Source organism: Micromonospora sp. WMMC273 (assembly GCF_027460285.1).
Taxonomy (GTDB): Bacteria; Actinomycetota; Actinomycetes; order Mycobacteriales; family Micromonosporaceae; genus Micromonospora; species Micromonospora aurantiaca.
This window is the reverse complement of the sequence record NZ_JAPZBE010000001.1, coordinates 6,576,025-6,588,525: the sequence shown is the minus strand read 5'-3', so window position 1 is coordinate 6,588,525 and position 12,501 is coordinate 6,576,025. Positions and strand designations below refer to the sequence as shown.

Genomic DNA, 12,501 nt, shown 5'->3' with positions numbered 1-12,501 from the left:
GGAAGCTGCTCGGCGGCGTGCACTCGCATCGCCCGGACGGCCTCTCCCTGTGACCACCCCCGGGCAGTGCGCTCAGCCCTGAGCCTGGTCGCCCAGACGGGTCGGTCGAGGTCCGCAGCCACGTCAGCCATACCGCCAGTATCGCCCCGATCGCGGGGACATGGCGAGGGGACTTGGACCTGTCACCGCAGTGACACCTGTCGTTCTACCGCAGCGAAAGAGATCGTTGTATGTGCCAGCGAAACGCCGAACCGATTCCATCAAGGGTCTGGCGTAGTACCAACTCAGTTGGTACTTTGATGGCAAGGCAGTCATCCAACAAGGGATGCGCCTAGACACAGGAGGTTTGTTGTGAAGCTGTACGTGGACACCGCGAGCAAGCAGGTCCAGGTGACGAAGGACCCGGAGCCGAAGAACGACCAGAACGGTAACCAGCGGTCGGAGAAGAACACTGGCCGGCTCATGTGGTCGACCCAGGTCTTCGTTCTCGACGAGACCGGCGGCGAGATCATCACCATCACCACGGCGGGTGAGAAGCCGAGCGTGACGGTGGGGCAGCTCGTCGCTGTCGAGCAGTTGGAGGCCATTCCGTGGGCGACCAACGGGCGCAACGGCGTCGCGTTCCGTGCCGTGTCGCTGAAGCCGAAGGCTGGCACCTCGGCGGCGAAGTAGATTCCTCGTTCCACCTGCAACTGTGTGAGCTTCTGGTGTCTGACGCGCATCGCGCGTGAAGCGGCCTGAGTCCGCTGTATCTGTTCCGATCTGGTCCGGGAGCGTTTCTGGCTCCTACTCTCCCGGCCCTGGCAACCCGTGGTTGCCGTTCTCGAAAGTGTGGCGCGGGGTCGGTACTGGCTCCTACACCTGCCGGCCCCGTCTGCCCTTCCAACCTGTCTGCCCTCAACGTAGGGAGTGGTTGTCATGCCCGTTTCCGCCATCGTGTTCGCCGTCGTCGCGGCGACCCTCTACGCCGGTCACCAGGTGGCCGATCACGTGTTCGGCCAGTCCGACAAGCAGGCCGCGCACAAGGCCGCGCCCGGCTGGCACGGCTGGAAGCACCTGCTCGGCCACGTCGTGGCCTACCACCTCGTGGTGATCGTCATGCTGACGGTCACCATCGCCGCGCTCGATCTGCCCGTCACCGCCGGCGGCATGGCTGCCGGGTTGGGCTTCTCCGCGATCAGTCACGCGTTCCTCGACCGGCGCTGGCCGGTGCGCTGGCTACTCACCCACACCGCAAGCGCCGACTTCGCCGACCGGCAGGCCCCGATCTGCGGCATGTACCTGGCCGATCAGTCCCTGCACGCGGCGTGCCTGTGGGTGTCCGCGCTGCTCATCGCCTGCCTGTAGAAACCCCATCCCTGAGAACCGGAAGGAGCCCGTCATGGGCCGCACGTACCTGTTCAGCGAGGACGCCAACGGCCGCGTCCGTGAGGTCAAGGTCGACCCGAAGCACCTCGACAAGCAGCTCCGGGAGGAACGCGCCGCCGGGCGCACCCCCACCGTCCTCGACGAGGACGAGCGCATCCGCTTCGGACAACTCACCAACGACCTGAACAACCGCCGCTGACCTGACCGGCGGACAGGAAAACGAGCGCGGGGCCGGTACTGGCTCCTACACCTGCCGACCCCGCTCTCTCCAACCCATCCAGCCCAATCACTTGGGAGGACGTGTCGTGTCCAAGTCTAGCCCTCGCCGCTCCTTCGGACGGAAGGCCAACGGCACCATCACCGTCATCGAGGCCAAGGTCCACCGGTCCTCGGCCCGCAACGCCCGGTTGGCGTTCATCCTCACGGCGGTCATCGTCGGCCTTCTGTCGGCCGTGGTGGCCGCTTCCTCCATCCACCCCATCCTCGCCGTCTTCGTCGGCGCCCTCATCGGGGTTCCCCTCGGCGGCCTGGCCTGGCTGCTCGTGCGCATCTGGCCGGTCCTGCGGCTGCTGTGGTGGTGGACCCCCGAAATCGGGATCACCACCGCCCTTGGTGCCGCCTGGGTGCATCTGGTCAACCACACCTCAACCCCGATCACCCTGCTGGTGGTCGCCCTGGTCGTCGGCGTCCCCGCCGGCCTGCCGGTGTCCCGCCGGTTCCTGGCCGCCTGGACCTGGTGCCTCGTGGTGCGGCACCGGCTGCGCGTGTGCTTCGCGCAGTTCATCATCGCCAACCAGTCCGGCAGCCTGCCGCTCATCCTCTGGGCCAAGCCCACCCCCGTCGGCGAACGGGTCTGGGTCTACCTGCGCCCCGGCCTGTCCCTGGCCGACCTGGAAGGCCGCCTCGACCGCATCGCCGTGGCCTGCCACGCCTCCACCGCGCTGATCGAGCGGGCCTCCGACCGTAACGCCGCCTACCTGCGGTTCGACATCAAACGCCGCGAGGTTCTCACCGCCCAGGTCGGTTCCCCGCTCGTCGACGTCATCGACCCCGACACCCCGGCAACCGAGCGGATCCCGGCCACCGTGCCCACCGCCCTGGACCTGCCCGACATCGACGCCCCCACCGTCACCCTGCCCACCCAGGGCAGACCGGCCGCCAAGAAGCCGCCGGCCACGACCGCCAACGGCAGCAAGCCCGCGGCTTCCACCGCCAGTGACGTCGACGACGTCTCCGACTGGATCTGACCTTCACCCAACCCGGTCGCGGAGAGCCCTGCGGGGTTCGTTCGTGTGGCTCTCCGCGCCCACACCTCGCCCAAGGAGGGCAACCATGACCACCACACCCGCCCCGACGTCGGGGGTTCCGGTGGGGCCTGGCCTGTCGATGTTCGACCCCATGTTCGTCGGCATCGACGAGTTCGGTCACCCCGTCTACATCACCCTCGCCTACCGCAACCTCCTCGCCGGCGGCGAACCCGGCGGAGGCAAGTCCGGTCTCCTCAACACCATCGCGGCTCACGCCGCGCTGTCCGTCGACAGCCGCCTGGTGCTGCTGGACGGCAAGCTCGTCGAACTCGGCCAGTGGGAGGACTGCGCCGACGCGTTCATCGGCCCCGACATCACCGCCGCCCTCGACATCCTCCGCCGCCTCCAATTGGTGATGAACAACCGCTACGCCTGGCTGCGCGCCCACGGCCGCCGCAAACTCACCGCCGCCGACGGCCTGTCCGTCATCACCGTCCTCGTCGACGAAATCGCCTACTACTCCGCCACCGTCGGCACCAAGCAAGAACAGGAAGAGTTCGTCGCTCTCCTGCGCGACCTGGTCGCCCGTGGCCGTGCCGCCGGCATCCCGGTAGTGGCCGCAACGCAGCGGCCGTCGTTCGACATCATCCCCACCTCGCTGCGGGACCTGTTCGGCTACCGGGCCGCGTTCCGCTGCACCACGCCGAACACCTCCAACATCGTGCTCGGGCACGGCTGGGCCGAGCAGGGCTACACGGCCACCGACATCGCCCCCACCAACCAGGGCGCCGCCTACCTCATCGCCGAAGGCGGCACCCCGAAGCGCATCAAGGTCGCCTACCTCACCGACGCCCAGATCGCGGGCATCGCCGACTACGCCGCCTGGATCCGCCGCCCCCGCCCGTTACCGACCCTGATCCCGGACCTGACCCGGGTGGATTTCGAGGTGGCGGCATGACCACCCGCGAACAGGCCTACGCCAAGGCCAACCAGCAGCGTGCCGCCCAGTACGTCGAGATCTGGATCGTCGCCCAACCCGGCGAGATCGCCTCAATGGTCCAGGTCGCCTCGGCCAGCGGCCGACTCGTCTACCTCGGCTCACCCCACCCGGTGGGCGGCGACGACACCCGCCAACGCCGCTACCTGCGGCTCCGCACCCGATAGCAGTCGACGGAACCGGCCTCAGCCGTGGAAAGCAGTCCGGTTCCGCCGACCTCCACCAACAGCCCCGAAAGGACGTGGCTGCCATGAAGGCTACCCAACACCCGACCACCGCAGCTCAGGTCACACCCGCTGACCTGCTGCGGATGGCTGTCCTCTACCTCCGCCGGCACGGCTGGCACCAGGGCACCTACTACGCACCCACCACCGACACCCCCACCCCGGCGGCCTGCGCCGTCGGGGCCATCGGCATGGCCTGCGCGGGACACCCGGTCAAGCACTTCTCCGACCTGCGCACCGACGACCGGCCCACCTACCTCGACGCGATCGCGGCCCTGACCGACTACCTCGACCAGCACTACCCCATCCACCTCGTCGACGACGACGGCTACTGGCTCGACGAACACACCTCCCCCTACTCCTGGAACGACGACCCGGCCTGCACCGCAGAGCACGTCATCGCCGCCCTCGAAGGCGCGGCAAAGGAATGGGATCGCCTCCACACCCAGGAAGGCGGAAACCGATGAACACCGTCAAGAAGACCTTGACACCGCATCTGCCCCGGCAGCGGCGCCGGGACGTCGTCGAGAACGACGCCTTCGCCGCCTTCGCCCGGCGCATCATCCGCGCCCACGGCCGCCGCGTCGCTGACGGCGACGTCGAAGCCCTCCGCGACCTCGTCGCCCTCTCCACCGACCTCGACCGCGCCATCACCGACGCCGTCGTCGGCCTACGCCGGTTCGGCTACTCCTGGGCCGAGATCGGTCAGCGTCTCGGCATCTCGCGGCAGGCCGCCCAGCAGCGCTGGGGAGACCGGCCGTGACCACCTTCACCTACGACCCGGCCAACCCCGCCGAGGAATTCCCCACCTACCCGTTCCGGCTCGCCCCGGACGGGCTGGCCACCCGCCGACAGTTGCGCGCCGCCGGACTCCGGCCCGGAGGGCATCACGCGGTCGCGCAGATCCTCTGGCGTCGCGGTAAGCGCGTCGCCTACCTCTACCGCCTCGACCTCGCCGCACCCAAACGCATCGCCACCCCCGCCCAGCGGGAGGCCATCGCCAAAGCCCTGCTCGCCCGACGGACCTGCCGCGACTGCGGCCAGGTCAAGCCCTACTACATCCCCCGCCGCTACGGCTGCTGCCTCGACTGCCACGGAGGCCACTGATGACCACCACCGCCGTCAACTTCGCCGCGCAGGAGCGGATGACCCCGGACGACTACGTCGTCACCGCCATCGCCCGGGACTTCGCCGCCCGAGGCGAACTGTCCTTCGAACGGTTCCTGTCCGGCTACTACGCCGAAAGCCTGCGCATCATCCACGACGCCCACCTCACCCAGTGCACCGCCGGACCCGAGCAGCACTGCCCCACCTGCAACGGCATCCGCGTCGGCCTCGCCGGACTCGCGGCCGAACAGCGTGCCGTCACCACCGGGCAGGTGCCCCATGACCACTGACCGACCCACCGGTCCGCGTATTGAGGGCCTGGTCCTGGTGCTCATCCTCATCGCCGTCGCCGGATTCGCCGGTGCCGCTTCCTTCACCCACGTCAAAGACTGGACCCTCGCCAACTCCCCGGCGGGGACGGGCGCGTGGTTCGGCTGGGCGAATGCCGTCATCTCCGAGCTGGTCCCTATCGCCTGTCTGCTGACCATCCGCCGACGCCGCCGCACCGGCGCGCCCATCGGCTACCCGCTGTTCCTGCTCATCGCCGCCGCCAGCCTCTCCCTCGCCGCACAACTCGCGGTCGCCAAACCCGGCATCTCCGGCTGGCTCCTGTCCGCCGTCCCGGCCCTGGCGTTCATGGCCCTGGTCAAACTCGTCCTCGCCCCCGCTCCGACGGGGCAGAGCAGCACTGCGCCGGCCGAACCCATCCGCGTCCAGGTGGCCGAGCAGGTCACCACGGAGCCGGTACCACCGGCCGCCATCACCCCGGCCGCCGAGCCGGAACCCGTCACCAAACCGACCATTGCGCCGGAACCCGTCTCCGCACCGGCCGAGCCGGTCGACGTCCCTGTCCCCTCTCATCTGCTGCCAATGGCCCGGTTTGCCGCCGTGCAGCACGAACAGGCCACCGGCCAACCCATCACCCCGGCCGAGCTGGCCGACCGCCTCGACGTCACCCCACCCGTCGCCGGACAACTCCTGACCACCATCAGTGGTGGTGCCCGGTGAGCATCCACACTGTCGACGTCGTGCAGCTCCTGCACACCTGCCCGGCCGAGCCGGAGCCCCACCCCTACGACATCCGCCGGACCGTCATCGACGTCATCGACGGCGGGCCCTGCCGCAACCCGGTCACCATCCGCTGCGGCGACATTGTCACGCAGATCCCGTGCCGACGGCACGAACCGACCAAGCGCCAGTGCGGTGCCTGCCGGATCATCGTCATCGAACGCACCATCACCAACCTGCACCCCGTTGGGGTGGCCGGTTGATGGCCTCGACGCTGGACCTCACCCCCCGCGCCTCCGTGGCCCGGGGGGTGGGCTCGAACGCCGATGTCCCACCCGTCTACAGCTGGACCGCTGCCGGGGCCGCGTTCGAACGCGCCACCCGACCCGACTACTACGGCTGGCTCGAACACGTCCGCGCCGCCGCCGGCTGCACGCGTCCCATCCGCCTCGCCGGGCAGATCCTGACCGTCGAGCAGGCCACCGGCCGGGTCCTGGACTCCCGGCACACCGACGCCATGCCCGACGCCGCCATCTACACCGCCTGCGGCAACCGCCGCGCCACCGTCTGCCCCGCCTGCGCCCAGACCTACCAACGCGACGCCTTCCAGCTCCTGCGGGCGGGTTTGGTCGGCGGCAAAGGCGTGCCGGAGTCCGTGGCGTCGCATCCGGCGGTGTTCGCGACGTTCACCGCGCCGTCGTTCGGCACCGTCCACGCCCGGGTCGTGAGGCGGCACACCTGCCGCAACCGACGCCGCTGCGACTGCCGCGCCGAACCCTGCCACGCCCGCCGCGACACCGGACTCTGCCCCCATGGCCGACACGCCGTCTGCTGGGCACGCCACGAAACCGGCGACACCACGCTCGGGCATCCGCTGTGCCTGGACTGCTACGACCACGACCACCAAGTCGTCTGGAACATCTTCTCCGGCGAACTCTGGCACCGCACGAAGCAAGCCGCCGAACGCTGGCTCGCGAAACTCGCCCAACGCCGCGGCGTCCCTCGCGTCGAGGTGGTCACGGCCTCCGGCAAGACGCGCAAGGTCGCCCCGGTGCGGCTGTCGCCCGGGAAGGTCGCCGAACTGCAAGCGCGGGGAGCGGTGCACTTCCACGCCATCGCCCGCCTCGACGGCGTCGACCCCACCGACCCGCAAGCGATCGTCCCCCCGCCGGCCGGGTTCACCGTCGACGACCTCATCGACGCGCTGCGCCACGCCGCCCGGCAGATCGCCTTCCACACCCCGCCCCACCCCGACCGGCCCGACGGATGGCCCATCGCCTGGGGCAACCAAGTCGACCTGGAACCGATCGCCACCGACGGCTCCGGGGAGGTCACCGATGGCATGGTCGCGGGCTACCTTGCCAAGTACGCCACCAAAAGCACCGAGGCCACCGGGCACACCTCCACCCGCCTGACCGCCGACACCATCGGCGACTACGCCGACCCCGACGGCGACCACACCGCCCGCCTCATCGACGCCTGCTGGCGCATCGGCCGACCCATCACCACCCCGGCCCCACTAGCCGACCGGCCCCGGGAACCCCGACCACGGCCCGGCTTCGTCCACCGCTGGGAATGCCCCGACTGCGGCACCCACACCCGCTACCCCGCCTGCCCCACCTGCACCGCCGCGCGTCAAGCCGCCCTTGACACCCAACCGACGAAACCAGCAACGGCCAACCCTTACACCCGGCTACGCCGATGGGCGCACATGCTCGGCTACGGCGGCCACTTCCTCACCAAAGCCCGCCGCTACTCGGTCACCTTCCGGCTCCTGCGCGACACCCGCGTCGCCTTCCGGCGCCACGAGCACCAGGACCACAACCACCCCGATGCCAGCGGACCGCCCGCCGAGCAGGTCGACGAGGACACGACGCTCATCGTCGGCACCCTCACCTTCGCCGGAGTCGGCTGGCACACCTCGGGTGACGCGCTCCTCGCCAACACCGCCGCCGCTATGGCACGCGAGCGACGAACCACCGGCCGCGAAGAACTCGCCCACGAACTCGCCACTACCTCGGCCGGTATCGCGCCGGCCGCCGCTTGATCCCGACAGACCGAGGAGGTCACCCGTCATGAGCACCACCGCCCACCCCAATCCGGTCGTCCGGCTCGTCCCTCGTACCGGGACCGTCGTCGTCGAGCCGGTCACCTACACCGTCCGCGAGGTCGCCAAGCTCCTCGGCATCTCGCTGGGCAGCACCTACGCCCTCGTCCGCGACGGCACCATCCCGGCGACCCGCCTCGGGGGCCGCTGGCTGATCCCGCGTGCCCGGTTCCACGCCTGGCTCGACGGCGTCACCGAACAGCCCGCCGCCACCGGCACCGAGCATGGCCGGAGGCGCTGATGGGTTTCGTCCGCAAGACTCCGGCCGGTACCTTCCGCGCCTGCTGGCGTGATCCTGCCGGTGGGCAGAAGTCCAAGAGCTTCCGCACGAAGCGGGAGGCCAATGCCTTCCTCGCCGAGGTCGAGGGAAGCCTCAATCGGGGCACCTATGTGAACCCGCACGCCGGTCGTACCCGTTTCGGTGACTTCGCTTCGCAGTGGCTCGCCACCCGGGCGGTCGAGGCCCGTACGACTGAGCGGACTGTCTCCATGCTTCGCACGCACGTCCTGCCGAAGTGGGGTGACTGGCCGCTCGGGAAGGTTGACTTCATGTCGGTGCAGGAGTGGGTGACCGGTCTCGGTCGGGATCTCGCGCCCGCCACCGTGGCCAAGTCCTACCAACTGCTGTCGATGATCCTCAAGACGGCGGTGCAGGCACGGCTGATCGCCACCAACCCCGCCGAGGGGGTGAAGCTGCCGCGTGATCGGTCCCGCGACGTCAAGCCGGTGACGATCAGTCGGGAGGACTTCTTCGGTCGGCTGCTTCCGGCGGTCCCACCTCGGCATCGGGGGATCGTCTCCGCTGCCGCTGGGGCCGGTCTTCGCTGGGGGGAGTGCGCCGGCCTGACGTGGTCGTCGGTGGACCTCGACCGGGCATCGCTGCGCGTCGTCCAAGTGGCCGAGGAGACGCACGGCGGGATCGTGCTGCGCCCGTACCCGAAGAGTCGCGCCGGGGTCCGGACCGTGCCGCTACCGTCCTTCCTCCTGGCCGCGCTCCGCGAGCTGCACACCGCCGCCGACGATCCCGACCCGCGAGCCCTGGTCTTCCGCGACCGGGTCGGCCGGCCACTCCGACGCTCGAACTTCCGGCGCCGGGTGTGGCTGCCGTCGCTGGTCCGCGCCGGGCTGCTCGGCCAGGTCGTCAACACCGGCCCCCACCGGTACCGCGCGACCTGGCCGGACCGGGAGGGCATCGAGTGGTCGGCCGAGTTCACCACCGAGCGGGAGGCCGTCGCCTGCGTGGCGGCCAAGGCTTCCGGCGGGATGCGCTTCCACGATCTGCGGCACGCCTACGCCACCTGGCTGGTCACCGACGGCGTTCCGATCAACCTCGTGCAGCGGGTCATGGGTCACGAACAGGCGTCGACGACGCTCAACCGCTACACCCACACCCCGGACGACTACGCCGCCCGCGTCCTGGAGGCGTTCAACGGCTCTGCTGCCTCTCTGCTGCCTCCGACCGGAGAAACGCCCTCGGGGAGCCTGCTCGACGGGGACGGAGATGACCTGTGATCTGCGGCGGAACGCTCACGGCGCAAAGGGACGACCCCCGTCGGGGGGATGCGGCCTCAAGCTGTCAGCCGGTAGTAGCTGGTGGCGGGCCGCGTCGGCAAGCAGGTGCCGGACGCCGGCGGTTCGCGTTAAGGGTCGACCCCTGCCGACGTTCGTGCTGCCTTCTCGCTGCTTCGCTGCCTGACGCCTCACCTACAGGTTCTCTGCTCCCTGTCCGTGCATGTCCGGCAACAGATGTCCTCTCGGATTTCCGTCGCCGCTAAGGCTCGTCAGTGGCCTGTCGTCTGGTGGCGTTGCTGTCGACAGTCATGCTGCTGACGACCTGGGGCCGCATCGCGCTTGGGGAAAGCACCCTCACCACGCTGCTAAACCGCCACGGGCTATGGCCGCTAGACCCAGGCCCACTGCGGTCGAGGGCAGTCGATATGGTGCCGCACAGTAAACGAGCTCCATGTCTCGGGAGGTGCCGGATGAGCGAAGCGGGGAAGAAGAAGCCCTCGCCGCTGCGCGGGCTCCTGGTCGTCCTCGTCGTCCTCCTGATCATCCCCGGCACCCGCCATATGGTGATCGACTTGGCGATCAATGTCGGCTGGCTGATCCTGGCCCTCGTTATCCTCGTCGTTGTCGTGGCCGCCATGGTCAAACCTCGGTAGAGGCTCTGCCACCCAGGGTCCGTCCGTCAGGGATGCGAAACCCGGAACCTCCGGTGGCCGATGGATCATCTCAAATCGGACGGATCGGCATCCTGGCCTGCACGAGGTATCTCGTTGCCTTACAGCCTGGCTATTGGCCACGATCTGACACATCGAGGCCTGGGGACGTGCCCGTGCGCTACAAATACGAGCTGTGGACCATCTGCCCACCGATAAAGCCTCCCTCCCACCCGCGACCGTGGCGATCTCGCCTGCGTCGGTTGCCGACTCTGACGTTCCGGAGCTAAGGCAGTGGCACATCGGCTGGGCAATTGGGGTCGCGGTCGTTGCTGCTGTGCTGGCCGTCGCCGGGCTAATCGTTGCTGCTCTCTGGTACGCGGGTTACCCGTCGTTCAGTCGGGACGGCGCAGTAACCGCGGGGACCCTGTTCGAGCTTTTTAAGCTCGCCTTCGCTATGGTAGCGGGAGTAGGCGGTGTGGTGGCCCTGGTTGTTGCCTATAGGCGGCAGCGCGTGGCGGAGCACACGAACAAACTGGCCGAGCTTGCCCACAAACTCGCTCAAACAGCAGATGTCCGCGCGGAAGTGAGCAAGGCGCTCTCGCAGGCGGCCGACGAGCGCGCAAAGATCGAGACCGACCGGAACGGTGTCCGGTTGTTTAACGAGCGGTTTGCCAAAGCCTCCGAGCAGCTCGGTTCGGAAAAGCCAGCAGTACGTCTCGCCGGCGTGTATGCGATGGCTGGGTTAGCAGACGACTGGCAAGATGGCCGGCAAACGTGCATTGATGTGCTATGTGCTTACCTTCGGATGCCCTATACCCCTCCTGAGGACGAAGGATGGCAGCCGTCAAACGGAGTGGATTCAGGCGACTACGTACTGCCGAGAGAGTTCAGTCAAGACGTCCTCTCCGCTCGACAAGAGCGCCAGGTACGCCACACGGTGATCCGCCTCATCGGTGCTCACCTACGCCTTGAGGTTGAGAACCCGGCGTCCTGGTCTGGCCATGACTTCGACTTCACCGGCGCCGTCCTCGACGGCGGCGACCTAAGTGCAGCCAGATTCACCGGCGGGCGGGTGTCGTTTGACCGAGCGGAATTCAGCGGCGGGGTCGAGGTTTCTTTCGCTGAAGCGAGCTTCAGCGGCGCAAACGTTTCCTTTGTAGGGGCTAAGTTCTGCGGCGCAGAGGTGCTCTTCACCCGTGCCGCGTTCGCCGGGGGGCAGGTCTGGTTTCAGGACGCTGAGTTCACTAAAGGGCTTGTGGTCTTCGACAGTGCGGCGTTCACCGGCAGTCGGGTCTTCTTCGGCCGATCTACATTCGCTGGCAGCCATGTAATATTCATCGGAGCAGGTTTCGCAGGGGGATGGATCTCGTTCTGGGCAGCCAAGTTCCGGGGCGGGAGTCTCCGGTTTGAGAGCGCCGTCTTCGATGGCGCTGACGTGCGGTTCGATGCCGTGGCGTTCGAGGGGGCGGATGTGTCCTTTGCAGGCGCGGACCTCCAGGTACCGCCGGCGTTCGACCCCTGGCCGGCTGACGATCCTCCCACCGGTCTCGTCATGCCACATCCTTAACAACGGGCCTCGACGGGGACGGAGACGACCGGTGACCTGCCGCGGCGCGCCCATGGAAGGGCCCGTCGGCGGGGAGATGGTGTCAAGCTGTCGCGTGATGTCCGGCGGTGGCAGCCAGTAGCGGCGAGCAGGCGTCGGAGGCTACTGGTTCGCGTCCGGGCTCGACCCGCGTCGACGCTTGTGCTGCCTTGCGCCTCAGCGTCAAGTCTTCGGACGTTAATGCGCTCGGTCAGGCGCTTGTCGTTGCTGGTTTGGCGGAGTGCCACGCAACGCACGTACTGTGCTGGCGATCCGGCTGGCAGCTTGATCAGACGGTTCATGCTCCCAGACCCTGATGACGGTCCAGCCCGCAGCTTCGAGGACTGCGTTCGTCTCAACGTCTCGTCGACGGTTGGTAGCTACCTTCTCCGCCCAGAACTCTGCGTTGGTCTTGGCAACCGTGTGATGTTCGGGACAGCCATGCCAGAAGCATCCGTCGAGGAACACGGCGAGCCGGAGCCGAGGAAAGACCAAGTCCGCCGTCCGGCGAACCGCCCGGATGGGGCGTCTGCCTACGTAGAAGCGAAGTCCAAGGGCATGCACGGCCCGCCGTAGACGCACTTCAGGCTGGGTATCACGCCCCGTGTTCGCCTGCATACATTTTCGTACCGCTGGCGACGACGCCCAGGATTGATCAGACATTTGTTCTATTCCACCGGTGCGGCTAGGGGA

Annotated in this window: 18 protein-coding genes; 17 read left to right on the top strand and 1 reads right to left on the bottom strand. The window is 68.4% G+C overall.

The genetic code is table 11. The annotated features are described in order from the left end of the window. Nucleotides 1–351 precede the first annotated feature (351 nt). From O7611_RS30810 to O7611_RS30730, 17 genes are all read left to right on the top strand, one after another. On the top strand, nt 352–672 hold the full coding sequence (locus tag O7611_RS30810; protein WP_030500671.1) for a hypothetical protein: 321 nt from the start codon (nt 352–354) through the stop codon (nt 670–672). Nucleotides 673–918: 246 nt separating this feature from the next. Beyond that, a complete protein-coding gene (locus O7611_RS30805) occupies nt 919–1,347 on the top strand; it encodes a DUF3307 domain-containing protein (RefSeq protein WP_269695938.1) in 429 nt (142 codons plus the stop codon). A gap of 34 nt (nt 1,348–1,381) precedes the next feature. Next, a complete protein-coding gene (locus O7611_RS30800) occupies nt 1,382–1,567 on the top strand; it encodes a hypothetical protein (RefSeq protein ID WP_194802121.1) in 186 nt (61 codons plus the stop codon). 106 nt (nt 1,568–1,673) lie between these two features. Beyond that, nucleotides 1,674–2,615: a hypothetical protein gene (locus O7611_RS30795; protein ID WP_269695936.1), complete on the top strand. Its 942-nt coding sequence runs from the start codon at nt 1,674–1,676 to the stop codon at nt 2,613–2,615. A gap of 85 nt (nt 2,616–2,700) precedes the next feature. Further along, a complete protein-coding gene (locus O7611_RS30790; protein ID WP_269695935.1) occupies nt 2,701–3,573 on the top strand; it encodes an FtsK/SpoIIIE domain-containing protein in 873 nt (290 codons plus the stop codon). Further along, nucleotides 3,570–3,779 carry a hypothetical protein gene (locus O7611_RS30785; protein ID WP_269695934.1) on the top strand — a complete coding sequence of 70 codons (210 nt, stop codon included), beginning with the start codon at nt 3,570–3,572 and terminating at the stop codon, nt 3,777–3,779. The genes O7611_RS30790 and O7611_RS30785 overlap by 4 nt, the downstream gene beginning before the upstream one ends. A gap of 83 nt (nt 3,780–3,862) precedes the next feature. Continuing rightward, a complete protein-coding gene (locus O7611_RS30780; RefSeq protein WP_269695933.1) occupies nt 3,863–4,303 on the top strand; it encodes a DUF6197 family protein in 441 nt (146 codons plus the stop codon). After that, on the top strand, nt 4,300–4,599 hold the full coding sequence (locus O7611_RS30775) for a hypothetical protein (protein ID WP_269695932.1): 300 nt from the start codon (nt 4,300–4,302) through the stop codon (nt 4,597–4,599). The genes O7611_RS30780 and O7611_RS30775 overlap by 4 nt, the downstream gene beginning before the upstream one ends. Next, the gene (locus O7611_RS30770; protein WP_269695931.1) at nt 4,596–4,943 is read left to right on the top strand and encodes an RRQRL motif-containing zinc-binding protein; all 348 of its coding nucleotides are present in this window, start codon (nt 4,596–4,598) and stop codon (nt 4,941–4,943) included. Before O7611_RS30775 ends, O7611_RS30770 begins: the two co-directional genes overlap by 4 nt. Further along, nucleotides 4,943–5,233, top strand: coding sequence for a hypothetical protein (locus O7611_RS30765; RefSeq protein ID WP_269695930.1), 291 nt, complete (start codon nt 4,943–4,945; stop codon nt 5,231–5,233). The genes O7611_RS30770 and O7611_RS30765 overlap by 1 nt, the downstream gene beginning before the upstream one ends. After that, on the top strand, nt 5,223–5,951 hold the full coding sequence (locus O7611_RS30760) for a hypothetical protein (RefSeq protein WP_269695929.1): 729 nt from the start codon (nt 5,223–5,225) through the stop codon (nt 5,949–5,951). The genes O7611_RS30765 and O7611_RS30760 overlap by 11 nt, the downstream gene beginning before the upstream one ends. Beyond that, on the top strand, nt 5,948–6,214 hold the full coding sequence (locus O7611_RS30755) for a hypothetical protein (protein ID WP_269695928.1): 267 nt from the start codon (nt 5,948–5,950) through the stop codon (nt 6,212–6,214). The genes O7611_RS30760 and O7611_RS30755 overlap by 4 nt, the downstream gene beginning before the upstream one ends. Next, the gene (locus O7611_RS30750; protein WP_269695927.1) at nt 6,214–7,998 is read left to right on the top strand and encodes a replication initiator; all 1,785 of its coding nucleotides are present in this window, start codon (nt 6,214–6,216) and stop codon (nt 7,996–7,998) included. The genes O7611_RS30755 and O7611_RS30750 overlap by 1 nt, the downstream gene beginning before the upstream one ends. Nucleotides 7,999–8,026: 28 nt before the next feature. Next, a complete protein-coding gene (locus O7611_RS30745) occupies nt 8,027–8,299 on the top strand; it encodes a helix-turn-helix domain-containing protein (protein WP_269695925.1) in 273 nt (90 codons plus the stop codon). After that, nucleotides 8,299–9,570, top strand: a complete 1,272-nt coding sequence (locus O7611_RS30740; RefSeq protein ID WP_269698031.1) for a tyrosine-type recombinase/integrase — start codon at nt 8,299–8,301, stop codon at nt 9,568–9,570. The genes O7611_RS30745 and O7611_RS30740 overlap by 1 nt, the downstream gene beginning before the upstream one ends. A 470-nt stretch (nt 9,571–10,040) precedes the next feature. Beyond that, nucleotides 10,041–10,223, top strand: coding sequence for a hypothetical protein (locus O7611_RS30735; RefSeq protein ID WP_269695946.1), 183 nt, complete (start codon nt 10,041–10,043; stop codon nt 10,221–10,223). A gap of 193 nt (nt 10,224–10,416) precedes the next feature. Next, a complete protein-coding gene (locus tag O7611_RS30730) occupies nt 10,417–11,790 on the top strand; it encodes a pentapeptide repeat-containing protein (RefSeq protein WP_269695945.1) in 1,374 nt (457 codons plus the stop codon). Between the two features lie 216 nt (nt 11,791–12,006). On the opposite strand, the gene O7611_RS30725 is transcribed toward O7611_RS30730, so the two are convergent. Then, nucleotides 12,007–12,471, bottom strand: a complete 465-nt coding sequence (locus O7611_RS30725) for a very short patch repair endonuclease (RefSeq protein WP_269695944.1) — start codon at nt 12,469–12,471, stop codon at nt 12,007–12,009. Nucleotides 12,472–12,501: the final 30 nt, after the last annotated feature.